The organism is Comamonas sp. UBA7528 (genome assembly GCF_002479375.1).
Classification (GTDB): domain Bacteria; phylum Pseudomonadota; class Gammaproteobacteria; order Burkholderiales; family Burkholderiaceae_C; genus Comamonas.
Genome location: NZ_DLMU01000004.1, coordinates 226,122 through 250,115, shown reverse-complemented (window position 1 = coordinate 250,115; position 23,994 = coordinate 226,122). Strand labels below are relative to the sequence as shown.

Here is a 23,994-nt window from a genome sequence, read left to right as displayed (position 1 = left end):
CTAACGCGGGGTTCGTGCATGTGGCGGGCCATTGTCGGCACCAGAAGGATCGGTCGGAGGAGCGCATGAAAGGTGAAACCCTGTTGGATGACTTTCCTCGCAATCTGGGCACGGAGCAGTTGATGGCACTCGACCGGGTCATGGCCATTGCAGAGTTCGAGCTCGATGGCACGCTGCGCCACGCCAATGCCAATTATCTGCAGCTGTTTGGTTTGTCGCATGAAATGGCACAGGGCAGAAAGCACAGCAGCTTCTGTCCGCAAGCCTTGCTCAACAGTGGGCGCTACAGCACCATCTGGTCAGATCTGTGTGCCGGCAACTCCTATTCCGGTTCCGTGGAGCGCGTACGCGACGATGGCCGTAGTTGCTGGCTGGATGCCACGTATTCCCCGGTATTCAATGCACAGGGCCAGGTGCAGCACATTCTCAAGATTGCGACCGACATCACAGACCGCTACGTCAAAGAGCAGGCCCAGCAGGAACATCTCACGCGTTTGACGCTGATCGCAGACACCTCGGATGCGGCATTGATCATCAGCGACAAGGACTCCCGCATCCTGCATGTGAACCGTGGGTTCAGCCGCCTATTTGGCTGGCAGAACGAGGAAGTACTGGGACGGGCCCCCATCGGCCTGCTGGCACCGCACCTGCCGCCCGAATTTTCAGAAAACTACCACGGCGCATTGCGTTCCGGGGCATCCGTGGAGCGGGAAGAAATTGTGGTGGGCAAAAGCGGTCAGCGCTACTGGGTCAAGGTCATCAGCAATCCGATCCAGGATGCGCAGGGTGCATGGACTTACACCGTTTCGATGCTCACGGACATCACCCGCTCCAAGATGCACGAGGCATTGCAGCACCGCGTATTGGAGGCCTTGGCACGCGAGCAGCCATTGACGGAGGTCCTGGAGCTGGTCTGCCAGGAAGTCGAGCGGATTGCACCGGAGGTGACGGCATCGGTGCTGGAAGTGGATGCCCAGGGATTGCTGCACCCTTTGGCGGGCGCGAGCTTGCCCCAAGCGTATGCGCAGCTTCTGGACGGACAGTCCATCGGTCCTGCCGCCGGCTCCTGCGGCACGGCAGCCTGGCGCAATGCACCGGTGGTGGTGGACGACATCGCGCAAGACCCTCTCTGGGAGCAGTATCGGCACCTGGTACTGCCACTGGGGTACCAGGCCTGCTGGTCGACTCCCATCTGCAACAGCCAGCTCCAGCCTATCGGCACGTTTGCCTTCTATTTCCGGGAACCACGGGCCGAAGCCTCACGGGACTTTCACCAGAAGCTGATCAATGCGTGTACGCATTTGTGCGCCCTGGCACTGGAGCGCGAATCGGACCGGCACCGCATTCGCCAGCTGGCGTTCTACGATGGCCTGACCGGCATGCCCAACCGGGCCTTGCTGCGCGCCAAGGCGGACCAGGCCATCGCCTCGGCAACGCGCAACCACGAACAACTGGCCGTACTGTTCATTGACCTGGACCGCTTCAAGCAGGTGAACGACTCCCTGGGCCATGGCGCCGGTGACGAGCTGCTGCGCACCATGGCAGCCCGGTTGCAGCAGGTACTGCGCGCCAACGACATCGTCGGTCGCCTGTCCGGCGATGAATTTGCCGCAGTGCTAACGCAATGCGATGCGGACCATGCCACCAGCACGATCGAGCGCTTGCAGGTGCTGCTGGCCGAACCGCTGACCATCAAAAAAACCCGCCTGTCGCTGTCTGCCAGCATCGGAATTGCCTTGTTCCCCGCCGATGGGCACGATCTGGAGACGCTGCTGCAGCATGCCGACATGGCCATGTACCAGGCAAAAAGCATCGGCAGGGGCAGGTTCTGCTTCTTCAGCCACGAAATGAACCATGCGGCACAGCAGAAGCTGATGCTGGAGATGGAGCTGCGCAACGCCTTGCAGGACAGACAACTGCGCCTGCGGTTGCAGTACCAGCCGCAAATCGATTTGGCAACCGGCGAACTCTATGGCGTGGAAGCACTCGCCCGCTGGACGCATCCAGAGATGGGGGAAATTCCACCCACACAGTTCATCGCACTGGCACAGGAGCACGGCCTGACGGCAGAACTTGGCCGCTGGGCCTTGGATGAAGCCTGTCGCCAGCTGGCCCAGTGGCGCCGGGAAGGCGTCGGCGTGCCGGCCGTATCGGTCAATCTCTCCCCCACGGATTTTCAGCACCTCGATCTGGCACAGATGACTGCCGATACGCTGCACCGCCATGGACTGCAACCGCAGGACCTCACCCTGGAACTGACGGAAAGCATTCTGCAGGATGCCAATCCCGCCACGCTGAAAACACTGCACGACATCCACAGGCAGGGCGTGCGGCTTTCCATGAAGGACTTTGGCGCCGGATATTCCAGCCTGAGCTACCTGCGCCGCCTGCCCGTGAGCGAACTGAAGCTGGACCCCAGCTTTGTCGCCGACTTGCAGCACGATGAAGCGGCACGCTCCCTGAGCAGCGCCATTTTGGGCGTCGGCAAAAGCCTGCACCTGTCTGTGGTGGCGGAAGGGGTGGAAACCGATGCGCAGCGCAAGCTGCTCAAGGACCTGGGCTATCCGGCAGCCCAGGGGTTCCTGTTTGCGAAGCCTCTTCAACCGTCGGAACTTCCCGGTTGGCTGGCCTGCAACCTGCAGAGCCGCGCGCCGGTGGCTGGCCATGTGCCCACCCCAGGGGGCTGCGAATTCATCCGCCCTTGACGGAGCCGGACAGGCCCGGCAGGCAGTCTCCCACCTCCGGGCAGGCCCTGGGCTGAGAAGCCCAGTGCGGAGTAACGGCTCCAGGCGTATGCCGTGCCATCTGCCACCGCCTTGTCGACCCAGGGCACTGACCCGGCACGCATTCCCGGCTGTACGCGCTGCGCAGCCATGGTCTGGTGCTCCCGGCACGCTGAGGCCGTTGTCACCGCGCCGCAGTCCCATTCAGTTCAGATCACGGCCTCAATCAGGAAGGGGCCGTTTTCCGCCAGCCCTGCCTGCAACGCCTTCTTGAAGTCTTCCACCGTCTCGCAGCGCACCGCCGGCACGCCCATGGATTCGGCCAGCTGGGTCCAGCGGATGGCGGGCTGATCCAGCGTCAGCATGCGCTGGGCATTCTCGCCGGGGATCTGGGTGCCCACGGCCTTCATCTCGCCATGCAGGATGGCGTAGCTGCGGTTGGCGTAGATGATGGTCAGGCACTTGAGCTTTTCGCGCGCCTGGGTCCACAGCCCCTGGCAGGTGTACATGGCGCTGCCATCAGCCTGGAAAGCCACCACCTGGCGGCTGGGTGCGCCAATGGCCGCCCCCACGGCGGTGGGGATACCCTGGCCGATGGCGCCACCGGTGATCACCAGCCAGTCATGGGGTACGGCCTGCATGTTGTGCGCCGCAATGTCGCGGCCGGAGGTGATGGATTCATCCACCACGATGGCGCCTTCCGGCAAGGCCTGCAGCGCTACCAGGTTCACGGCGCTGGCTGTCAGCGGCCCGCTGGTGGGCGCATGGATGTGGCCGGCAGCCTGCACGGCCAGTGGCGCCTTGCGGTCCACGCCCAGCGCGGCGGCCAGGGCCTGCAGCGCCAGCAGCGCGTCCTCTTCCGGGCTGCAGGCCGTGTGGATGGCACAGCCGGCCGGCGCCAGCGTGCTGGGCTTGCCGGGGTAGGCAAAGAATGCCACCGGCTGGGGTGCGCCCAGCAGCACCAGCTGTTGCACTTCGGCCAGGGCCTGCAGGCCGGCATCCACCACATAGGGCAGACGCTCCACCGCCACGGCGCCGCGGCCGCGCTGCATGCGGCGAAAGGCCGTGGGCGTCATCAGCCGCGCGCCGATGGCCTGGGCAATCCGGCCGGCAATCTGCAGTGCTTCGGGCTCCAGCGCCTGCGGGCCCAGGAACAGCACCACCTGCTCTTCGGCCTGGATGGCGCGCAGCATGGCACGTGCCACATGTTCGATGTGCTGCACATCCGGTGCGGGTGCGGCCAGCAGCCGTGCCTGTACCGGCCGGGTGTCTTTGGGCAGTTCGCCCCAGGCACAGTCGGCCGGCAGGATCAGCGTGGCCACCTGGCCGGGCTTGCGCAGCGCCTCGCCCACGGCGCGGGCCGTGTCCTTGCCCACCGCCTCAGGCGCTGCAATGCGGTGCACCCAGTGCGACATGGGGCGTGCCAGCGATTCGATGTCGGACGTCAGCGGCGCATCGTACTGCTGGTGGTAAGTGGCATGTTCACCCACCACATTGACGATGGGCGAACGCGCACGGCGCGCATTGTGCAGATTGGCCAGGCCATTGGCCAGGCCCGGGCCCAGGTGCAGCAGCGTGGCGGCCGGCTTGCCGGTGATGCGCGCGTACCCGTCGGCCGCGCCGGTGACCACGCCTTCAAACAGACCGAGCACGCAGCGCATCTGCGGCTTGCGGTCCAGCGCAGCCACAAAGTGCATTTCCGACGTGCCGGGGTTGGCAAAGCACACATCCACCCCGTTGGCCAGCAGGGTGTCACACAGCTGATCGGCACCGTTCATCTCTTGTTTCCTTTCAAATCCATAGCTGCTTGCGTACATGCAACAAGCGCAGGAGGACGCTCCTCCAATGCCTGAAGCGTGCCTGGGGACAGACTAGTCCGTCTGTCGCCCGGGCGTCAATGGCCCGCGCAGCTGGCGCACGGCGGCATCTCGGAACATGTGCGCACGCTCAGTTCTGGATGCTGATCTGGTTGTCCTTGACCACCTTGCTCCAGCGCGCGCGCTCGGCCACCTGGAACTTCAGGTAATCCGCCCCCTGCAGCCCGCCCGGCTCGGCACCAATCGCCTTGAGCTTCTGGATGTAATCCGGGTGCTGAAAGATCCGGGCCGATGCGGCCACCAGCCGCTGCAGTGCCTCGGGCGGCAGGCCCTTGGGTGCGGCAATGCCAAACCACGAGTAGATGGGGTCTTTCAGAATTGCGGTTTCCAGCACGCTGGGCACCTGGGAAATGTCGGCCACGCGCTGCTGCGACGTCACCACCAGTGCCCGCACCTTGCTGCCGTCCCTGACATGGGGCAGCGAGGACGAGAGGTTGTCGAACACCGCATCCACCTGCCCGCCGATCAATGCCGGAATCGATTCCGCGCTGCCTTTGAACGGCACATGGGTCCACTGGAAGTCGCCCTGCGAGGCCAGGTACGCCCCGCTCAGGTGCAGCGACGAGCCAATGCCAGGCGATGCATAGTTCAGCTTGCCCGGGTTGCTTTTCGCATAGGCCACCAGCTCCTGCAGCGTCTTGAAAGGCGAGTCTTTTTTCACCAGCAGGATATTGGGCTGCTTGGTCTGCAGGCCGATGTGCTCGAAACCGCCCACCGGATCGAAGCCCAGCGCCGGATAGATGAACTGGTTGATGCTCTGGGTGCCGATGGACACCTGGCCCAGCGTGTACCCATCGGCCGGCGACTTGGCCAGCACGCCCACCCCCAGGTTGGCACCGGCGCCGGGCCGGTTTTCCACCACCACGGGCTGGCCCAGCTCCTTGGACAGAAAGTCAGCATACAGGCGCCCGGCAATGTCGGCGCTGCCGCCGGCCGGCCAGGGCACGATGAATTTGATGGGCCGACTCGGATACGCCCCTTGCGCCCAAGCCGCTACAGGCCCGGACGCCACCGTCGCCCCGCAGGCCGCCAAGGCCCAGCTCAGAACCCCACGCCGAGATTGCTTCATGCGCTTGCCTCCTCCAGATGGATGAGAAGCCAGTGTAGAAAGCGAGCGCTCCGGTTTCAGGCGTGCATACCCTAGCCGGAAGTCGCCAGGATTACAGACGGTAAAGCCAGCGCCGCGGCCCTGGCTGCAGCTTTTTACGCGTTGACACGTTCACGCCACCCAGCCGCCGCACCAGAGCCACACCGCCAGCGCGGCCGGTGCCGCCAACAGGGCCAGCCAAGCCACGGTGCGTGGGGAAACACTCAGCCCCCAGGCCACCGCCAAAGCGCCGGCAGACAGGCAGCCCAGCCAGGCCACCGTCCCCACCGTGCTGCCCCAGGCTTGCACGCAAGGCACCACGGCAGCTGCCAGCAGCAATCCCCCCGCCACCTGCAGCAGCACTGCGCGCCGGCGAGACAGCTCGCTGTCGCCATGGAGCTGTCCGTGGTGGCGGTCGATCGCCAGCGCCAATGCCGCCATGCCCGCCAGCGCCAGCGCCCAGGACAAAAGAAAAGCCAGTCCGGTATTCATGCGGCCTCCTTGGCACGGGCGGCCGATGCAGGTACGGACACGTCAGCCGTGGCAACGCCCCTCTCTGCCGCCTTGCGCGTTGCGGCAACCGGCCGCTGCTGGGCGCGACTGCGCAATGCCAGCAGCGCCACACCACCGCAGGCCAGTGCCACCAGCTCCACGCCCATGCTTTCCCAGTCTGCGCGCAGGAACTGGGCCCACAGCTGGTCACCCACCGTCATCCAGTTCAGCAGCGGCAGCAGCAGGCACAGCGCGGCCAGCGCGCCCAGCTGCTCGTTCCAGGCCCTGGCAGGCGGGCGACACAGCGCATGCACCAGCGCCAGCAGCCACAGGCCAAAGAAGGTGGCCAGCTCCCAGTCATGGCGGTGGGCCAGCTCCACCGGCACCAGCCGGTTCGCCCACAGATAGCCGATGCAGGCCAGCGCCAGCCCGGCGATGGCCGCCACATTCAGGCTTTCAATCAGTCCATACACGCGGGCGGTGGCGCGGCCGAACTCGCCCAGGTGCTTGGTACGGCGCTTGACCATGAACAGCACAGCGCCGGTGGCCACCATGGCGCTGCCCGCCAGGCCACACAGAAAGTACAGCCACTTGAGTGCCAGCCCCCCAAACTCCACACGGTGCAGACCGCCCAGCACTGACTGCGCCAGCGAAGCACCGCCACCATCCACGCCACCAGGCAGCCGCACCTGCAGCACATCGCCCGTCGCGGCAGAGAACATCACCATGCCGCTGGTGGCACTCAGGCGCTGGCGCATGCTGTCCTCCTGGTTCCAGCCGTACACGCCAATGCGCGCTGCGGCATCGCCCGGATGGCTGATCACCACGGCCCGCACAGGCTGGCCCATCAGTTGCTGTCCGCGCAGGGCAAACGGCTCCAGATCGGGCACCGCCATCGCCTGGCCGGAACGTGGGGGCTTGCCCGCCTCCTCCAGCGCCGCCATATGTGCCCGCACCCCGTCACTGCCCGCCCCGTAAAAGGCCACCACGCCTGCCGGCATGAAGCTCAGACCCGAAATCACGATCCCGGTATAGGCAATCATCAGCTGGAACGGCAGCGTCAACACCCCCGTGGCGTTGTGCGCATCCAGCCAGCTACGCTGGCCCTTGCGGGGGCGAAAGGTGAAGAAATCCTGAAAGATGCGCCGGTGTGTGATGACCCCGCTGACCAGCGCCACCAGCATCACCATGGCCGCGATGCCCACGGCCCACAGCCCCACCCTGCCAGCGTGCAACTGGTAGTGAAAGTCCACAAAATGGTGCCCACCCAGGGTGTCACGCGCCGTGCGTGCGACGGTGCCCAGCGGCTCTCCGTTGACAGGGTTCAGCTTGGCCTCTGCGTAAGCGCGCGCGGTATCGAACCAGTACACGGTCAGGCGCCCTGCGCCCTCGGCATCGGCCGGCCACAGCTCCCACATCTCGGCGTCGGGATGGTGTTTTTCCATATAGGCCAGCCCCCAGGCCAGGCGCTGGGACAGGTTGCCCCCGGCTGCCGCCGCCGGCGCCGCCACCTGTGCAGCCTCCTCTGCGTGGTGCTCGGGGGTCATCCAGTGGGTGATGGGCTCTTCAAACACGGCCAGTGTGCCGGTCAGAAACACCGCGAACAGCAGCCATGACACCCACAGGCCGCACCAGGTGTGCAGCCAGGCCTGGGCCTGGCGAAAGCTGCCGCGGCCCACGCCGCTGGTAGAAGGTGATTTGGCCATCTCTCAGCCCCCTGTACCGGCACGTGCGCAGACCCAGCTGACCAGCACCAGCAGCGCCACGGTCGTCAGCAGCACGCCCCAGACACGGGCCAGCGGCACGGGTGAGAACGCCCAGATCGCGGCCACCACATAGACAACAAAACTCCACTGCATGCCGGCCAGCACCGCTTCCGCGCGCGCCACGGGCAAAACCGCAGCCAGCAGCACGGCCACGGCACTGGCTACGGCATAGCCCCCCAGCACGGCGGCCAGCACGCGCGACAGTATGGAAAAGCCCGGACGGGCGGTCAAAGCAAGCGACATGGCGCAGCAATCCCTCAGCGAGAAACAGACAGAAAAAAACGAGGGCGCAAATACCCCCTTCTCAGGCTATGACACGCGAGATGGAAAAAAGGGCCATCTTATTGTGGCCAAGGGAGAGGTCCCGGGCGGGCTTGGCCCCTGCGCCCTGACCTGCTGGCACAGGAGCCGGCAACGCCCCCTGTCGCGCAGGCACTTGCCGCCCCATCCTTGCGGGGGATGGCCGGATGTCTCATCGGCTCCTGAAACAACAGCCCAGCGCCGCGAACCGCCCAAGGCAGGCAGTCCCGCGGCGCAGCCAGCACCCTCAGAAGCGGTAGCGTGCCGTCAGCATCACATTGCGCGGGTCGCCAAAGAAGTTCGGCCCGTTGTCCGCACCAATGCCCGAGTAATAGCTGCGATCGAACAGGTTGTTGACGTTCAGGCTCAGGTCCAGCTGGCGGCTGAGTGCATACGCCGCGTGCAGGCCGACCAGGGCATAGCCACCCTGGCGCACATGCCAGGTGCTGGAAATGCTGTCCTGCACGTGGACCGAACCGCCAACCTTCCAGCGGTGCAACGCCCCTGGCAGCTGGTAGTTTGTGGTCAGCTTGAACAGATGGCGCGGCATGTTGGTGGCATAGCGGGATCCCACGGAATAGCTGCCCGTGGGGTCGTAGCCCGAAGCGGCGGCCACCCGCTTGGCCGAGGCATAGGTATAGCTGGCGGCCACCTGCCAGCCACGGGCCAGCTCGCCTGCCACCTCGAACTCTACCCCCCGGCTGCGCACCTTGCCGGCCGGTTGGTAGCAGGCGGTCAGCTGTCCGGTGCATGCGGAACTGGGCAGGGCGTCTGGCAGGTTTTCCAGATCGATCTGGAACAGCGCTGCGCTGGCGTTCAGGCGGCCGTCGAGGTACTCGCCCTTGATCCCCAGTTCCAGATTGCGGCCCTGCTCGGGCGCCAGCGTGCCGCCGTCGGCCGTGTTGTAGCTTTGCGGGTTGAAGATGCGTGTCCAGCTGCCATACACGGCATGGGTCGGGCTCAGCGCATGCACCACCCCGGCATATGGCGTGAACTTGTGGCTGGCCTTCTGGTGGGTTTCTCCATAAGGATAGTCGCCGTCGAACTGCACCTGGTTGCGCTCGTACCAGTCCAGGCGCGATCCCAGAATCAGCTTGGTCGCATCGGTCACGGCCAGGCGGGTCATGCCATAGACGCTGGTCTGCTCCATATCGGCCTTGCGCCGCCACAGGCCGTAGGCGCCCACCGTGGGCAGGGGCACGCTGCGTGGGTCCCAGTTCAGCGGATTGAAAGTTGCCAGGGTGAAACTGCCGTCGATGGTGGCGCCACCGCCCACATCGTCCCAGCGGCTGCGGCGGTGGCTGGCGCCCACGACCACATCGTGGCTGCGGCCCCAGGCGGTGACCGCACCCGAGAGCTGGGCATCGAAGCTGCGCTGCGTGCGCTCGTAGTCGTAACCACCACCGCCCAGGCTGAACAGCGGCTGGCCGCCGGCATCAATGGTGGCCGAACGCAGATAGGTCCCCAGCATGTGCATTTCGCTGTCGATGGCCGATGCCGCGAACTTGGCCTTCCAGCCGTTGCCCAGGCGGTGCTCCACATCGGCGAACACCGTGGTGCTGCGCTTGTCCCAGAAAGACCAGCTGGGGCTCATGCGCGTGGAACGGCGGATCGGCAGAAAGCTGCCGTCGGGCATGGTGCCCAGACCGTTCCAGTCCACGCCAGGATTGTCCTCGTTGCTGTACGAAGCGCCCAGGGTCACGGTGGTGGAAGATGCCAGATCCGCTTCCAGAATGCCGTAGGCCAGGGTGCGCCGGTTCTGGTAGTCATCAATGAAAGAATGCCGATCCTGGCGGCTGACCACGGCACGCCCACGCAGCGTGCCGGCTTCGTTCAACGGCCCACCCAGATCCACCGAGCCCGTGTAATCGTCCCAGCTGCCGGCACTGACCGTGGCCGAGCCCTGGAATTCGCGTGTCGGGCGCTTGCGCACCAGGTTTATGGAGCCGCCCGGCGTTCCCGCCCCCTCACTCAAACCAGCTGCACCGCGCATGACTTCCAGGCGGTCGTACATGGACAGTGCGCCCGTGGACAGTGCCGCCTCCTCATACTCCATGGGCAGGCCGTCGACCATCAGGTTGTTGATCTGGAAGCCGCGCGAAGAAAAGCGGTAGCGCTCGCCGCCCCACTTGCTCACCGTGAGGCCGGGGGTGGCCTGCACCGCATCGGCCAGCGACACCAGCCCCCGGTCTTCAATCTGCTGGCTGGTGACCACAGAGACCGCCTGCGGGGTCTCGCGCGGCGACAGCGCCAGGGGCGTGGCAGTGCGCATCCGCCGGGCGGTGTAGCTGCCGGTGCCTTCCGTGGCGTCGCTGGGCTCGGCATTCGCCGTCACGCGCACTTCGGCCAGCGTCGCCCCTTCCTGACTGCGGCTGCGCGGCTGCGGTTGTTTTTGCAGGGTATAGCTGCCGCCAGGGCGCTGCACCAGCTCCAGTCCACTGCCCGCCAGCAGGCGCTGCAAAGCCGCTTGGGGCGTGAAACTGCCTGCCACGCCCGGACTGCTCAGTCCATGGGTCAATGCGGGGTCGAAAGACAGTGCCACGCCCGCTGCGGCAGCCACCTCGGCCAGTGCACGGCCCAGCGGGCCTGCGGGGATCTGGTAGTTCTGGGCAGCCATGGGCGTGCTTGCAGGCACGGGGTCTGCCGCATGGGCCGCGCCGGCCGCCAGGGCGCAGCCCAGCAAGACCAGCCGTACGGCGTGGGCAACAGGATGGAAGACAGGGCGTGAAGCCTGGAATGCGGGCATGAAAGGCGGTCCTTGGGCAAAAAAGTGAAGAGCAAAAAGCGGTTTCACTTCCCTTGCCAAGCGAGCCGGAAAAAAGTCTCAGGGTGCGGGCACATTTTTTTGTCAGGGGCATGCAGGCCGCTGCAGCCCTGCAAGCTGTGCGCCCTAACGCGCCAGCAGCGTGACCCAGTGCCCACGCCAACGCTGGTGCGCCTGGATGGGGTACGTCGCTTGCAGCATGGCCAGCGCACGGTCGGTATCCGTCAGCGGATAGGCCCCGGACACCCGCAGCCCCGCCACCTCCGGCGCGCATTGCAAAATGCCGCTGCGGTAGCGCGACAGCTCGGCGCAGACATCGCTCAAGGCCATGGCATCGGCCATCAACATGCCGTGTGTCCAGGCCTGCTGCTGCACCGACACCGGCGCAAGTGCGCTGACGCCCTGCTTCGTCAGCTCCGTCTGCTGTCCCGCCGGCACCACGGCGCGGGGTACCGTCTCTCCGTGCAGCGTCACCTCCACCGCGCCCTCGGCCACCGCCAGGTGCACCACCGCATCCTCCTGGCGCACCGTGAAACGTGTCCCCAGTGCCCGCAGCCGCCCCAGGGCGGTGTGCACAGCAAAAGGACGCTGCAGGCCGTTGGCGTCCGGCGCGGTGTCCACCGCAATCGCCCCTTTGCGCAGATGCACCGTACGCTGCAGGCCATCGAACACAATGTCCACAGCGGTATGGGTGTCCAGCAGCAGTTGGCTGCCATCGGCCAGGGTCAGACGGCGCTGCTCACCCGTGGCGGTGCGCACATCGGCCGTCCAGCCCTGCTCCCCCGCCCATTGCCAGCCCAGCCAGGCCGTTGGTGCCACGGCCAGCAAGGCAGCCAGTTTGGCCACCACCTGACGGCGCGAAGGGCGGGCATGGCGCACCGGACGGTCCAGCACCGGCATGGCCCAGTCACGGGGCAGATCACCCAGCCGCCCCATCAGCAGCTCTGCGCGGGCCCACGCCTGGCGGTGGGCGGGACTGCGGGCGCGCCAGCGCTCGAAGTCCGCGCACTCCGCCTCTGTCATCCCCTGGCCGTGCCACAGCACCAGCCAATCGGCCGCCTCGTCCAGAATGCGCGCATCCATTGCATCACCGGCCATGAACCTGCTCACTCCACCAGTTGCAGGCACTGGCGGAACGCCTGGGCCATATAACGTTTGACGCTGGTCAGCGACACCCCCAGCTGCAGCGCAATGTCTTCGTATTTCATGCCCTCCAGCTGCGACAACAGGAAGGTGCGGCGCACCACGGGTGCCAGCGTGTCCAGCATGGCATCGATCTCCTGCAGCGTCTCCAGCACCAGCGCGCGTTGCTCAGGTGAAGGGACCTGCGGCTCGGGCAGCAGCGCCAGGGCTTCCAGGTAGGCCTGCTCCAGCGCCTGGCGCCGGTACCAGTTGACCAGCACGCCCTTGGCCACGGTCGTCAGGTAGGCGCGCGGCGTCTCGATCGTCGCCACCTCCCTGGCTCCGAGGATGCGCACAAAAGTGTCCTGGGTCAGATCCGCTGCGTCGCAGGCGTTCGACAGCCTCCGGCGCAGCCAAGCCAGCAACCAGCTGTGGTGGTCCAGATACAGGGTGGCGATGTCCCGCGAAGAAGATGGGAGGCTGGAAGGCATATAGGAGCCGGTCGGTCCGCTGCAAATCAAACAAGAATGGTTCTTATTCATTCTATTGCAGTCACTCCCGACCATGGATGGCCTTCGCCTTTCCCCCTTCTGTGCGGGGAACCTGCCAAGGCGTGCGACACGGTGTGCTGCGCAGCTTCGGACACCGCGCATGGCGTGACCTTGTTCTGTAGCCGCATGCCCTGGGCCAGCTGGTGGACATCACCTCCCCCGGCCTGCCACCTTCGCATCCGGCACAGGCAACCCCTCGCAATGCGGCAAGGCGGCCACCGCCATGCGTCACCAAGGTGTCAGAAAAATGCCGACAAGACGTCATATTTCAGGGTTGACTCCCCGTAAGTGCCGCGCAAGTTATTGGGAGATGCCTTCAGCACGCATAGAATCAGCCGCAATTTGCGGCGCTGCAGCACCGGCTTCAGGCCCTCCGGATTTTCACTATTTATAAGCGAGACACCCCGATGACAAACGAAGAAATCTTGGCCCAGTACGGACCACGCGAGGCCATGGAATACGACGTGGTGGTGGTCGGTGGCGGCCCTGCAGGCCTGTCGACCGCCATCCGCCTCAAGCAGCTGGCCGCCGAAAAAGGCCAGGACATTTCTGTCGTGGTGCTGGAAAAAGGCTCCGAACCCGGCGCGCACACGCTGTCCGGCGCCATCATGGACCCCAAGGCGCTGAACGAGCTGATCCCCGACTGGAAGGAAAAAGGCGCACCGCTGAACCAGCCCGTCACCACCGACGCCATGGTGTTCCTGAGCGAAAAGGGCTCGCTGCGCACTCCCAACTTCCTGCTGCCCCAGTGCTTCCACAACGAAGGCAACTACATCGTGCGCCTGGGCTTCTTCAGCAAGTGGCTGGCCGACCAGGCTGAAGCCCTGGGCGTGGAAATCTTCCCGGGCTTTGCCGCGGCCGAAGTGCTGTTCAACGAAGACGGCTCCATCAAGGGCGTGGCCACCGGCAACATGGGCGTGGGCAAGGATGGCGAGCCCACCGGTGAATTCCAGCTGGGCATGGAACTGCACGGCAAGTACACCGTGTTCGCCGAAGGCGCACGCGGCCACCTGGGCAAGCAACTGATTGCCAAGTACCAGCTGGATGCCGACAAGGACCCGCAAACCTACGGTATCGGCATCAAGGAACTGTGGGAGATCGACCCTGCCCGCCACCAGGCCGGCATGGTGCTGCACACCGGCGGCTGGCCCATGGACAACAAGACCTATGGCGGCGGTTTCCTCTACCACCTGGAAAACAACCTGGTCACGCTGGGCTATGTGGTGGGCCTGGACTATGCCAACCCCTACCTGTCTCCGTTCGAGGAGATGCAGCGCTGGAAGACCCATCCCAACATCCGCTACTACCTGGAAGGCGATGAGGCCAAGGGCATCAAGCCGGCCAAGCGCATTTCCTATGGCGCCCGCGCCATCACGGCCGGCGGTATTCTGAGCCTGCCCAAGTTCGTGTTCCCCGGCGGTGCGCTGGTGGGCTGCGACGCCGGCTTCCTGAACGTGTCCCGCATCAAGGGCAGCCACGCCGCGATCAAGACCGGCATGATGGCGGCCGACGCCATCTATGACGCCGTGACCGCCGGCCGCCAGGGTGATGTGCTGAGCGCCTACGAGACCGCCTTCGAGAACAGCTGGCTGTACGACGAGCTGTGGAAGGCCCGCAACTTCAAGACCTGGTTCAAGAAGGGCCTGTCCACTGCCACCATCATGAACGGTCTGGAGCAGTTCGTCCTGAAGGGCAACATCCCCTGGACGCTGCACCGCGACAAGCCTGACCACGTGTACCTGAAGCCCGCGGCAGAGTGCACCCCCATCGACTATCCCAAGCCCGATGGCAAGCTGACGTTTGACCGCCTGTCCAGCGTGTTCATCAGCAACACCAACCACAGCGAAGACCAGCCCGCCCACCTGACGCTCAAGGACGCTTCGGTGCCCGTCAACGTCAACCTGACCAAGTTTGCCGGCCCCGAGGCGCGCTACTGCCCGGCCGGCGTCTACGAATTCGTGGCCGACACCGACAAGGGCGGCGATGCCCAGCGCCTGCAGATCAACGCGCAGAACTGCGTGCACTGCAAGACCTGCGACATCAAGGACCCGACGCAGAACATCGTCTGGGTCACGCCCGAAGGCGGTGGCGGCCCCAACTACTCGGGGATGTAAAACCCAGGCACTCTGTGCACACCCGGCCTGCTCTGCAGGCCTTTTTTACGCCCGGAACCAAGCCCCTCGCCCGCGCCCTTGCACAGCCCAGGCTTGGGAAGCACCGCCACCCTGCACGATGGGTGGCGCGTGCGGGATGGATGCACCAGAATCAAGCAGAAGGAGGAAGGCATGCAGGACTACTACGCCGCCCGCGCCGGCGAATACGACCAGATCTACCACAAGCCCGAGCGCCAGGCCGATCTGCGCCAGATGGAAGCCTGGTTGCCCGGCGTGTTCAGCGGCCGCTCGGTGCTGGAGATCGCCTGCGGCACCGGTTACTGGACACCGTTCTACGCGCCCCACGCCACCCGCGTGCTGGGCATCGACAGCGCCATCGAGACGCTGCAGATCGCCCGCACGCGCATGCCGCCCGCACGCTTTCCGCAGGTTCAGCTGCAAATCGGCGACGCCTACCAGCCGCCCACGCACGACGCCAGCGGCCTGCCCTTTGAAGCCGCATTGGCCGGTTTCTGGTGGTCGCACATTCCACTGGAGCGCATTCCGGCCTTTTTGCAGAACCTGCACGCGGTGCTGCAACCCGGCGCGCGCGTGGTCTTCATGGACAACCGGTATGTGCCTGGCAGCAGCACGCCGATTGCCGAGCGCGACGCTGCGGGCAACACCTACCAGTTGCGCCCCCTGGCCGATGGGTCAGTGCACCGGGTGTTGAAGAACTTTCCCAGCCGAGAGCAGCTGCTGGCTGCCGTGGCCCCCTGGGCCCACCGCAGCCAGCACCACGTCTGGGACTACTTCTGGGCGCTGGAATACGAGCTGCACCGCTGAATCCTGCACCGAACCACCGTAGCGGCCGGTACATGGCAGCCGTTTATCATCGCGCCTCCGGGGAACTCCATGGCCCCGAACGCCATCTACACAGCATGCTGCCTGCCATCAAGTCCCGGATGGACGGGCGGCGCATCAGCAAAGGCCGCCGTCCCATGCGCTTCTCTCATGTGCATGCCCTGCGGCCTTTGCTGATGGGGTGACTGGTATTTGCCCACCAGCAAGCAGTGAAAGTCAGCGTCTCATTTGTCTGAGTGCAAAAAGCCGGGGCGAACACGGCGACCATCTTCTCGGGCGGCGGCCGGCGCTGCCGCACCACCATCGCTCACGCGCGCTGCGCATGGCATGAAAGAGTGCATGAACTGCGGGAATCTGCAGCAGATTGGTGCACCGCACTCCCCGGGCTGCACCAGAAAAAACCATAGCTTCTGACACAGCATAGATATGGCTGCACGGGCATTTTTTCGTGTGTTTTTTTGCGCAGCCCCTGTATCTAAGTGCAAACCCGCAGCGGGGTCTGCAGGAAAACTGCACGCCGTCAGAAAAGCGTCACAAACCAGTGTTTCGCCCCACTCCATTCGGCACGGTCGTGCTTTAGACTTGCCCGCCGAGGAGCAGCACGGTCCTGCGCAGCCCCTTCTCGCAAACACAGCAGGCATTCCAAACCAACAAAAGCTGGAGATAGCTACATGAAGCATCTGACCTGGGCACCGCTGGGTGCAATGGCACTGGCCATCGCTGCCATCGCCCCCGCACAAGCGGCCGAGCAAAAGTCCGTGGCGGTGACCGCCATCGTCGAACACCCGGCCCTGGACGCCGTGCGTGACGGCGTCAAGGACGCGCTGAAGGCCGCCGGCTACGAAGAAGGCAAGAGCCTGAAGTGGCAGTACCAAAGTGCCCAGGGCAACACCGGCACCGCCGCCCAGATCGCCCGCAAGTTCGTGGGTGACAAGCCTGATGCCATCGTCGCCATCGCCACCCCCTCGGCCCAGGCCGTGGTCGCCGCCAGCAAGACCGTGCCCGTGGTGTTCTCCGCCGTGACCGACCCCGTGGTCGCCAAGCTGGTGCCCAGTTGGGAGCCCTCCAAGACCAACGTGACCGGTGTGTCCGACCTGCTGGCCCTGGACAAGCAGATGGAGCTGGTCAAGAAGGTGGCACCCAACGCCAAGCGCATCGGCATGGTCTACAACCCCGGCGAAGCCAACTCGGTGGTCGTGGTCAAGGAACTGCAGAAGTTGCTGCCCACCCTGGGCCTGACCCTGGTGGAAGCCGCCGCCCCCCGTTCCGTGGACGTGGGCAGCGCCGCCCGTTCGCTGATCGGCAAAGTGGACGTGATCTACACCAACACCGACAACAACGTGGTGTCGGCCTACGAATCGCTGGTCAAGGTCGGCCAGGACGCCAAGATCCCGCTGGTGGCCTCGGACACCGACTCCGTCAAGCGCGGCGCTGTGGCCGCCTACGGCATCAACTACCGTGATCTGGGCGAGCAGACCGGCCGCATGGTGGTGCGCATCCTCAAGGGTGAAAAGCCCGGCACCATCAAGCCCGAAGTCAGCACCAAAATGGAACTGTTCGTGAACCCCGGCGCTGCCGAGAAGCAAGGCATCAAGCTGAGCGACGAACTGGTGAAGTCCGCCGCTGAGGTGGTGAAGTAAGCCCTTCCGGGCCCTTCCATCCCCTGAGTGTTGTCTGCCCCAACCGGGCAGACCCAAGGCAGGCGCCAAGTACACTTGGCCCTGCCTTTGTTCATTCCCCCCCCCAAGTGTGGCGCCCGGCGCCTGCCCCGTCCATGTCCCTGTTCTCATTTTTCGGCGCCATCGAAATCGGCCTGATCTTCGCCCTCGTGGCGCTCGGCGTCTTCATTTCGTTCCGCCTGTTGCGCTTTCCCGACCTGACCGTGGACGGCAGCTTCCCTCTGGGTGGCGCGGTCTGCGCCGTGCTGATTGCTGCCGGCATCAATCCCTGGCTGGCCACATTGGCCGCCACCGCGGCCGGCGCCGTGGCCGGGCTGATCACCGGCTGGCTGAATGTGCGCCTGAAGATCATGGACCTGCTGGCCTCCATCCTGATGATGATTGCGCTGTACTCCGTGAACCTGCGCGTCATGGGCGGCCCCAACATCCCGCTGATCAACGACCCCACCATCTTCAACATGCTCCAGCCCGAGGGCATTGACGACTACATCTTCCGCCCGCTGCTGCTGCTGGTGATTGTGGTCGCCGCCAAGCTGGCACTGGACTGGTTCTTCGCCACCGAACGCGGCCTGGCCATTCGGGCCACCGGCTCCAACGCCCGCATGGCCCGTTCCCAGGGCGTGAACACCGGCGGCATGATCCTGCTGGGCATGGCCATCTCCAACGCCCTGGTGGGACTGGCCGGCGCCATGTTCGTGCAGACCCAGGGCGGCTCCGATATCTCCATGGGCATCGGCACCATCGTGATCGGTCTGGCCGCCGTGATCGTGGGCGAATCCATCCTCCCTTCGCGCAAGATCATCTGGTGCACGCTGGCCGTGGTGGTGGGTGCCATCGTCTACCGTTTCTTCATTGCAGCAGCGCTGAACAGCGACTTCATCGGCCTCAAGGCCCAGGATCTGAACTTGGTGACCGCCCTGCTCGTGACCGTGGCGCTGGTGATTCCCCAGCTCAAGCGCAAGTGGAGCCGCAAGCCCTGACGCGCCCACCATTGAAGAAAGTTGTGAACCCATGCTGAGCGCCAAAAAACTCGAACTCACCTTCAACCCCGGCACGCCCATCGAAACCCGCGCGCTGCGCGGCCTGTCGCTGGACATTCCGGACGGCCAGTTTGTCACCGTCATCGGCTCCAACGGGGCCGGCAAGTCCACCTTTCTGAACGCCATCTCCGGTGACCAGAGCGTGGACAAGGGCAGCATCCACATTGCCGGCGAAGACATGACACGCCGCCCCGTCTGGGACCGTGCCCACCGGGTGGCCCGCGTCTTTCAGGATCCGATGGCCGGCACCTGCGAGGACCTGACCATCGAAGAAAACATGGCACTGGCCCACCGCCGCGGCACGTCGCGCGGCCTGAGCAGCGCCGTCAAGGCCCAGAACCGCGAGCTGTACCGCGAACGCCTGGCCACACTGGGCCTGGGCCTGGAAAACCGCCTCACGGACCGCATCGGTCTGCTGTCGGGCGGCCAGCGCCAGGCCGTGAGCCTGCTGATGGCGGCATTGCAGCCCTCGCGCATCCTGCTGCTGGACGAACACACCGCCGCGCTGGACCCCCGCACCGCCGACTTTGTGCTGCAGCTCACCGCCCGCATCGTGGCCGAGAGCAAGCTGACCACCATGATGGTGACGCACAGCATGCGCCAGGCCCTGGACGTGGGCGAGCGCACCGTGATGCTGCACCAGGGCAACGTGGTGCTGGACGTCAGCGGCGAAGAGCGCGCCCAGATGGACGTACCCGATCTGCTGCACATGTTCGAGAAGGTGCGCGGCGAAAAACTGGCGGACGACGCCCTGCTGCTGGGCTGACCCTTCCACAGCGCCCCATCCCAAGCAGCCTGCGGGCTGCTTTTTTCATGCCGGTAGCGACAGGGTGAACGATATGGAAGCGGCATGCCCGCACCAACGCGCAGACCCCACCGGCATGGATGCCAGCGGCCCACGTTCAGCCGGACGCCCCCTGCAGCGCCCCCCCTCTGCCATGCCTCACAGCGCCGCCACACGGCACGCGCAGACTCAGCATGGGCTCATGCATGGGCTCAGCGCGGGCGCAGCTCCATCACATCGCCCTGCATGCGCACATCGAAGTGGCGCAGAAAATTCTGCCCCAGCAGCGCGGACTGCGGCGTGGCGCCGGTGTAACCCGTGCCCACGGTCAGCTGGTGCACCGTGAGCGGCCCCACGGCCACCGTGTCGGCACGCACCAGTCGGCCAGGGCGGTCGCCGTTGGCAGTGGAAAAAGTGGCGGACCGCCCGCCACGCAGCCCGGCGGCTTCGGCCAGGGCATCGGTCACGGCCACCGCCGTCGCGCCGGTGTCCACCATGAACTGCACCGGCTGGCCATTGACATGGCCAGCAGCATAGAAATGCCCGTTTCGGTGGCGCTGCAACTGCACGCTGCCATCGGCCTGCACGGTTATCGCAGCGGGCTGCAGCCAGCGGTCCATGGCCAGGTAGAGCGCACCCAGCGCCGCCAGCCAGAACAGCGCCATGCCCAGCTGGGTGCGCCACAGGGCACGGCGTCCCGCCTGCTGCGTGGCGTCAGGGCTGTTCACGGCAAGGCCGGGGCCGCAATGCGCCGCCCTTCCCCGCCGGGCACACTGCCAAAGCGCGGGCTGGCCGCTTCCCATTCGGCGCGGTAACCCCGGATACTGGCCAGATCCGGACCGACAAAATTCCACCACATGGTCACGGCCTCGCCCAGCGGCGCGCCGCCCAGCAGCAGCACGCGCGCCCCCGGCGCCAGCTCCAGCGCAGCCTGATCAGGTCCGGGGGCCACATAGGCCAGCTCGTCCATGGCAAAGCCCTGGCCTGCCAGAGTGAAGCTGCCTTCCAGCGCCATCAGCCCATGCTCGAAACCCGGCGCCAATGCCAGCGCCACCGTGACCGGCGTGCTGCCGGTATTGCGCAACTCCAGCCCCAGCAATGGGGAATGCACCGCCGTGGGTGCGGCGTGGCCAGCGTACTGACCGGCCATCAGCGCGCAACGCACCGCAGGCGCCTGGGCGTCGTTCCATTGAGGCAGATCAGGGTAATGGGCGAAGTCCGGCGGGCATTCGGCCACCGCATCGGGCAAGGCAATCCACAGCTGGGCCGCATGCAGGCGTTGACCGGGCTGCGCCGAATCCTCCGTATGGGAAATGCCATGGCCCGCCGTCATCAGATTGACCTGCCCGGGTCGGATCACCTGCTCGTTGCCCAGGCTGTCGCGGTGCAGGATTTCACCCTCGATCATCCAGGTGAAGGTCTGCAGCCGTGTGTGCGGATGCGCTCCCACGTGCAGGCCCTGGCCGTCCGCAAAATGCGTGGGGCCGATATGGTCCAGAAAGCACCAGGCCCCCACCATGCGGCGTGCCCGGCTGGGCAAGGTGCGCGCCACCATCAGGCCCTCACCCAGGTCGCTGCTACGGGGTGCGATGCGTTGAATCTCCAAAGCCGTGTGATCGGTCATGCAAAACTCCAGCCCAGGGGGCATTGCCAATGCAGCGATTAAACCGCGTTTGGGTCCCTGCGACAGCCATCCAGGGGCCGCAACGTTCATGACCGGCGCAGAGCACGGCCCACAACCAGCAGGATCACCCGCGGTGCTGCGTTGTGCCCACGCCCCGGCGCCACTGGCAGCACACATGCGAGGGGCATTAGCAGCTCTAAACTGCCTGTAGGGTCATTAACCCCATCGCCACCGGCGATGCACCCCATCGCGCACAATCTGCCTCCGAACGCCCCCGTTCCAGCTTTCAAGGCCGCATTGTCTGCGGCCTTTGTCTTTGGTGCGGGCAACCAGGCCACCGCCTGGGATCTTGCTTTTTTGACGACACGACTGCATCACCCATGGCAGCAGACTCCTCTTCTTCCGGCCAGCCTTCCGCGCTGCACCGCAGCCTCAAGCCGCGCCATATGTCGATGATTGCCATCGGCGGCTCCATCGGCACCGGCCTGTTTGTCGCCTCGGGCGCCACCATCTCGCAAGCAGGCCCTGGCGGCGCACTGCTGGCCTATATGGTCGTCGGCCTGATGGTGTACTTTCTGATGACCAGCCTGGGCGAGATGGCCTCGCACCTGCCGGTCTCCGGCTCGTTCGCCACCTATGGCGCCAAGTATGTGGACGAAGGCTTTGGCTTCGCCCTGGGCTGGAACTACTGGTACAACTGGGCCGTGACGATTGCCGTGGATCTGGTGGCCGCCCAGCTGGTGATGGCCTACTGGTTCCCGGACAGCAATGGCGTGCTGTGGAGCGCACTGTTTCTGGCCCTGATGGTGGGGCTCAACGCCCTGTCGGCCAAGGGCTTCGGCGAGTCGGAGTTCTGGTTTGCCGCCATCAAGGTGACCACGGTGCTGGTCTTCATTGCGGTGGGCCTGCTGATGATCCTGGGCATCCTGCAAGGCGGTGCGCCCGAAGGGCTGTGGGGCAACATCGCCAACTTCAGCGCCGGAGATGCGCCGTTCGCCGGCGGTTTTGCCGCGCTGATCGGCGTGGCCATGATCGTGGGCTTCTCCTTCCAGGGGACTGAGCTGATCGGCATTGCCGCCGGCGAATCCGAAGACCCGGCCAGGAACGTGCCCCGCGCCGTGCGCAAGGTGTTCTGGCGGATCCTGCTGTTCTATGTGTTCTCCATCCTGATCATCGGCCTGCTGATCCCCTATACCGATCCGCAACTGCTGAAGAACGATGTGGGCGACATCAGTGTCAGCCCCTTCACCCTGGTGTTCGAACGCGCCGGCCTGCTGGGTGCCGCGGCCGTGATGAATGCCGTGGTGCTGACGTCGGTGCTGTCGGCCGGCAATTCGGGCATGTATGCCTCCACCCGCATGCTGTATGCGCTGGCCCAGCAAGGCATGGCGCCCCGGCTGTTCGCCCGCGTGAATGCACGCGGTGTGCCAATCATGGCCCTGGTTGCCACCACCGTGGTCGCCGCGCTGTGCTTTCTGACCAATATCTTCAGCCCGCAAGCGGTCTACATCTGGCTGCTGAACCTGTCGGGCATGTGCGGTTTTGTGGCTTGGCTGGGCATTGCCATCAGCCATTACCGCTTCCGCAAGGGCTGCGAAGCACAGGGCTACCAGCTGGACCAGCTGCCCTACCGCGCAGCGGCCTTTCCCTTCGGCCCCATCTTTGCCTTTGTGCTGTGCCTGGTCATCACCCTGGGCCAGAACTACGAAGCCTTCACCAAGGACAGCATCGACTGGACCGGTGTCATCGCCACCTACATCGGCCTGCCGCTGTTTCTGCTGATCTGGTTCGGCTACAAATGGGCCAAGGGCACCCACATCGTGCGCTATGAAGAAATGGATCTCTCCGGCAGCCGCTGAACACGGCGCGGACAGCGACCACAAAAAAAGCCGGGCATTGCCCGGCTTTTTTGCGGCACACGCTCAGCGCAATCAGGCAAACGCCTGGGAGAGCGCCTGCGCCAGGTCGGCACGCAGATCGTCAACCTGCTCCAGACCGATCGAAAAACGCACGACGGTCCCGGTCTTAAGTTGCGCATGCGGCTGGCTGCGCATGCGCTCGATGTCGTAAGGCACCACCAGACTGATGGGACCGCCCCAGCTGTAACCCAGCTTGAACAGCTGCAGGCTGTCGCAGAAACGGTCCACGGCGTCCTGCCCGTACTTGGGGTCGATCACCACACTGAACAGGCCCGCCGCGGCGCCTTGGCCACCGTTGGTGGCTCCGCACAAAGCCTTCCAGTGCACATGGCCCGGAGCCCCTTCCAGCGCCGGGTGCAGCACCTGCACCACGGCCGGCTGCTGGCCCAGCCACCGGGCCAGATCGCGCGCCGCCACATCATGGGCCTGGTAGCGCAAACCCACGCTGGGCAGGGAGCGCAACAGCAGTTCGGCATCGTTGGCGCCAATGCCAATGCCCAGGCGCATATGGGTGAGCTTGATGCGCATGTGCAGATTGGCATCGCGGGTGATGATGCTGCCCATCAGCACATCGCCCCCGCCACTGGGGTACTTGGTCAGCGCATGGGCCGTGATGTCCACCCCCAGGCTGCCGCCGTCGGCCAGCAGATCGAACGGACGGAAAGCCAGACCTGCACCCCAGGTGTTGTCCAGCACCGTCTTCACGCCGCGCTCGCGGCACAGGCGCACCAAGGCCGCCAGATCCGGAAATTCCATGCTCACCGAGCCAGGAGCTTCCAGCCACACCAGCTTGGTAGCGGGCGTGATCTTGGCCTCCAGATCGGCCAGGTTCATGGCATCGTAGAACGCATGACCGATGCCCAGGCGCTTGAGCTCGATCTCGGTGAAATCCTTGTTCGGACCGTAGGCGTTGTCGGGCACCAGCACTTCATCGCCAGCGTTCAACAATGCCAGCGACACCGTGGTCAGCGCCGACAGACCGCTGGGCACCAGCAGACACTGCAAGCCGCCTTCCAGCGCGCACAGGCGCTCTTCCAGCTGGTAGGTGGTGGGTGTGCCGTGCAAGCCGTAGGTGTAGCTGCTCTTATCCAGCCAGCGGCGCTCGCGCATGGCCGCCACATTGGGGAACAGCACCGTGGAGCCTTTGTGCACCGGCGGCTGGGGGGCGACAAAATCGGACGGGGGAACGTAGGGGTGGTGAACGATCTGCGTGATCAGATCGCGGGAGCGGGTATCGGTCATAAGCCCCGCATCCTAGCCTGCCTGGGGCGCTTTGCCGCGAACGCCTATGCGCAGCAGCGGTATTTGA

Annotated in this window: 18 protein-coding genes; 7 read left to right on the top strand and 11 right to left on the bottom strand. The window is 65.3% G+C overall.

What is annotated here, in order from left to right; all coding sequences use genetic code 11:
* Window positions 1–65: 65 nt before the first annotated feature.
* Window positions 66–2,705: a sensor domain-containing protein gene (locus tag B3349_RS05240; protein WP_291587002.1), complete on the top strand. Its 2,640-nt coding sequence runs from the start codon at window positions 66–68 to the stop codon at window positions 2,703–2,705.
* Window positions 2,706–2,932: 227 nt separating this feature from the next.
* Here B3349_RS05240 and B3349_RS05235 read toward each other — a convergent pair whose 3' ends face one another.
* The 8 genes from B3349_RS05235 to B3349_RS05200 form a co-directional block, all read right to left on the bottom strand.
* Window positions 2,933–4,501, bottom strand: coding sequence for an acetolactate synthase large subunit (locus B3349_RS05235; RefSeq protein ID WP_291587001.1), 1,569 nt, complete (start codon window positions 4,499–4,501; stop codon window positions 2,933–2,935).
* A gap of 169 nt (window positions 4,502–4,670) precedes the next feature.
* On the bottom strand, window positions 4,671–5,546 hold the full coding sequence (locus B3349_RS05230; protein ID WP_291586999.1) for a Bug family tripartite tricarboxylate transporter substrate binding protein: 876 nt from the start codon (window positions 5,544–5,546) through the stop codon (window positions 4,671–4,673).
* A 273-nt stretch (window positions 5,547–5,819) separates the two neighbouring features.
* On the bottom strand, window positions 5,820–6,179 hold the full coding sequence (locus tag B3349_RS05225; RefSeq protein WP_291586998.1) for a DUF3325 domain-containing protein: 360 nt from the start codon (window positions 6,177–6,179) through the stop codon (window positions 5,820–5,822).
* Entirely contained in the window at window positions 6,176–7,885 is a 1,710-nt protein-coding gene (locus B3349_RS05220) for a PepSY-associated TM helix domain-containing protein (protein WP_291586996.1), read from the bottom strand. Before B3349_RS05220 ends, B3349_RS05225 begins: the two co-directional genes overlap by 4 nt.
* A gap of 3 nt (window positions 7,886–7,888) precedes the next feature.
* Window positions 7,889–8,188 (bottom strand): hypothetical protein, encoded by a 300-nt coding sequence (locus B3349_RS05215; protein WP_291586994.1) that lies wholly within the window; start codon window positions 8,186–8,188, stop codon window positions 7,889–7,891.
* 304 nt (window positions 8,189–8,492) lie between these two features.
* Window positions 8,493–10,991, bottom strand: a complete 2,499-nt coding sequence (locus B3349_RS05210; RefSeq protein ID WP_291586992.1) for a TonB-dependent siderophore receptor — start codon at window positions 10,989–10,991, stop codon at window positions 8,493–8,495.
* 144 nt (window positions 10,992–11,135) lie between these two features.
* Window positions 11,136–12,107, bottom strand: a complete 972-nt coding sequence (locus B3349_RS05205; RefSeq protein WP_349682179.1) for a FecR domain-containing protein — start codon at window positions 12,105–12,107, stop codon at window positions 11,136–11,138.
* Window positions 12,108–12,115: 8 nt separating this feature from the next.
* Window positions 12,116–12,622, bottom strand: coding sequence for a sigma-70 family RNA polymerase sigma factor (locus B3349_RS05200; RefSeq protein ID WP_291586991.1), 507 nt, complete (start codon window positions 12,620–12,622; stop codon window positions 12,116–12,118).
* A gap of 467 nt (window positions 12,623–13,089) precedes the next feature.
* Between B3349_RS05200 and B3349_RS05195 the strand changes: the two genes are divergently transcribed.
* The 5 genes from B3349_RS05195 (at window position 13,090) to B3349_RS05175 (ending at window position 19,124) form a co-directional block, all read left to right on the top strand.
* On the top strand, window positions 13,090–14,796 hold the full coding sequence (locus B3349_RS05195; protein ID WP_291586988.1) for an electron transfer flavoprotein-ubiquinone oxidoreductase: 1,707 nt from the start codon (window positions 13,090–13,092) through the stop codon (window positions 14,794–14,796).
* 171 nt (window positions 14,797–14,967) lie between these two features.
* The gene (locus tag B3349_RS05190) at window positions 14,968–15,621 is read left to right on the top strand and encodes a class I SAM-dependent methyltransferase (RefSeq protein WP_291586986.1); all 654 of its coding nucleotides are present in this window, start codon (window positions 14,968–14,970) and stop codon (window positions 15,619–15,621) included.
* 689 nt (window positions 15,622–16,310) lie between these two features.
* Entirely contained in the window at window positions 16,311–17,279 is a 969-nt protein-coding gene (locus tag B3349_RS05185) for an ABC transporter substrate-binding protein (protein WP_291586985.1), read from the top strand.
* A gap of 134 nt (window positions 17,280–17,413) precedes the next feature.
* Window positions 17,414–18,298, top strand: a complete 885-nt coding sequence (locus tag B3349_RS05180; protein WP_291586983.1) for an ABC transporter permease — start codon at window positions 17,414–17,416, stop codon at window positions 18,296–18,298.
* Window positions 18,299–18,329: 31 nt separating this feature from the next.
* The gene (locus B3349_RS05175) at window positions 18,330–19,124 is read left to right on the top strand and encodes an ABC transporter ATP-binding protein (RefSeq protein ID WP_066534390.1); all 795 of its coding nucleotides are present in this window, start codon (window positions 18,330–18,332) and stop codon (window positions 19,122–19,124) included.
* A 230-nt stretch (window positions 19,125–19,354) separates the two neighbouring features.
* On the opposite strand, the gene B3349_RS05170 is transcribed toward B3349_RS05175, so the two are convergent.
* Window positions 19,355–19,870, bottom strand: coding sequence for a retropepsin-like aspartic protease family protein (locus tag B3349_RS05170; RefSeq protein WP_291586980.1), 516 nt, complete (start codon window positions 19,868–19,870; stop codon window positions 19,355–19,357).
* Window positions 19,867–20,766, bottom strand: a complete 900-nt coding sequence (locus B3349_RS05165; protein WP_291586978.1) for a pirin family protein — start codon at window positions 20,764–20,766, stop codon at window positions 19,867–19,869. The genes B3349_RS05170 and B3349_RS05165 overlap by 4 nt, the downstream gene beginning before the upstream one ends.
* A gap of 380 nt (window positions 20,767–21,146) precedes the next feature.
* On the opposite strand from B3349_RS05165, the gene B3349_RS05160 reads away from it, so the two are divergent.
* On the top strand, window positions 21,147–22,625 hold the full coding sequence (locus B3349_RS05160) for an amino acid permease (RefSeq protein WP_291586976.1): 1,479 nt from the start codon (window positions 21,147–21,149) through the stop codon (window positions 22,623–22,625).
* A 72-nt stretch (window positions 22,626–22,697) separates the two neighbouring features.
* Here B3349_RS05160 and B3349_RS05155 read toward each other — a convergent pair whose 3' ends face one another.
* A complete protein-coding gene (locus B3349_RS05155) occupies window positions 22,698–23,927 on the bottom strand; it encodes a PLP-dependent transferase (RefSeq protein WP_291586974.1) in 1,230 nt (409 codons plus the stop codon).
* Window positions 23,928–23,994 lie beyond the last annotated feature (67 nt).

Bases quoted from the DNA above. Each gene is read 5' to 3' on its own strand.
- B3349_RS05240 (WP_291587002.1), top strand. From the start codon at position 66: ATGAAAGGTGAAACCCTGTTGGATGACTTTCCTCGCAATCTGGGCACG.
- B3349_RS05235 (WP_291587001.1), bottom strand. From the start codon at position 4,501: ATGAACGGTGCCGATCAGCTGTGTGACACCCTGCTGGCCAACGGGGTG.
- B3349_RS05225 (WP_291586998.1), bottom strand. From the start codon at position 6,179: ATGAATACCGGACTGGCTTTTCTTTTGTCCTGGGCGCTGGCGCTGGCG.
- B3349_RS05220 (WP_291586996.1), bottom strand. From the start codon at position 7,885: ATGGCCAAATCACCTTCTACCAGCGGCGTGGGCCGCGGCAGCTTTCGC.
- B3349_RS05215 (WP_291586994.1), bottom strand. From the start codon at position 8,188: ATGTCGCTTGCTTTGACCGCCCGTCCGGGCTTTTCCATACTGTCGCGC.
- B3349_RS05210 (WP_291586992.1), bottom strand. From the start codon at position 10,991: ATGCCCGCATTCCAGGCTTCACGCCCTGTCTTCCATCCTGTTGCCCAC.
- B3349_RS05205 (WP_349682179.1), bottom strand. From the start codon at position 12,107: ATGGCCGGTGATGCAATGGATGCGCGCATTCTGGACGAGGCGGCCGAT.
- B3349_RS05200 (WP_291586991.1), bottom strand. From the start codon at position 12,622: ATGCCTTCCAGCCTCCCATCTTCTTCGCGGGACATCGCCACCCTGTAT.
- B3349_RS05195 (WP_291586988.1), top strand. From the start codon at position 13,090: ATGACAAACGAAGAAATCTTGGCCCAGTACGGACCACGCGAGGCCATG.
- B3349_RS05190 (WP_291586986.1), top strand. From the start codon at position 14,968: ATGCAGGACTACTACGCCGCCCGCGCCGGCGAATACGACCAGATCTAC.
- B3349_RS05185 (WP_291586985.1), top strand. From the start codon at position 16,311: ATGAAGCATCTGACCTGGGCACCGCTGGGTGCAATGGCACTGGCCATC.
- B3349_RS05180 (WP_291586983.1), top strand. From the start codon at position 17,414: ATGTCCCTGTTCTCATTTTTCGGCGCCATCGAAATCGGCCTGATCTTC.
- B3349_RS05175 (WP_066534390.1), top strand. From the start codon at position 18,330: ATGCTGAGCGCCAAAAAACTCGAACTCACCTTCAACCCCGGCACGCCC.
- B3349_RS05165 (WP_291586978.1), bottom strand. From the start codon at position 20,766: ATGACCGATCACACGGCTTTGGAGATTCAACGCATCGCACCCCGTAGC.
- B3349_RS05160 (WP_291586976.1), top strand. From the start codon at position 21,147: ATGGCAGCAGACTCCTCTTCTTCCGGCCAGCCTTCCGCGCTGCACCGC.
- B3349_RS05155 (WP_291586974.1), bottom strand. From the start codon at position 23,927: ATGACCGATACCCGCTCCCGCGATCTGATCACGCAGATCGTTCACCAC.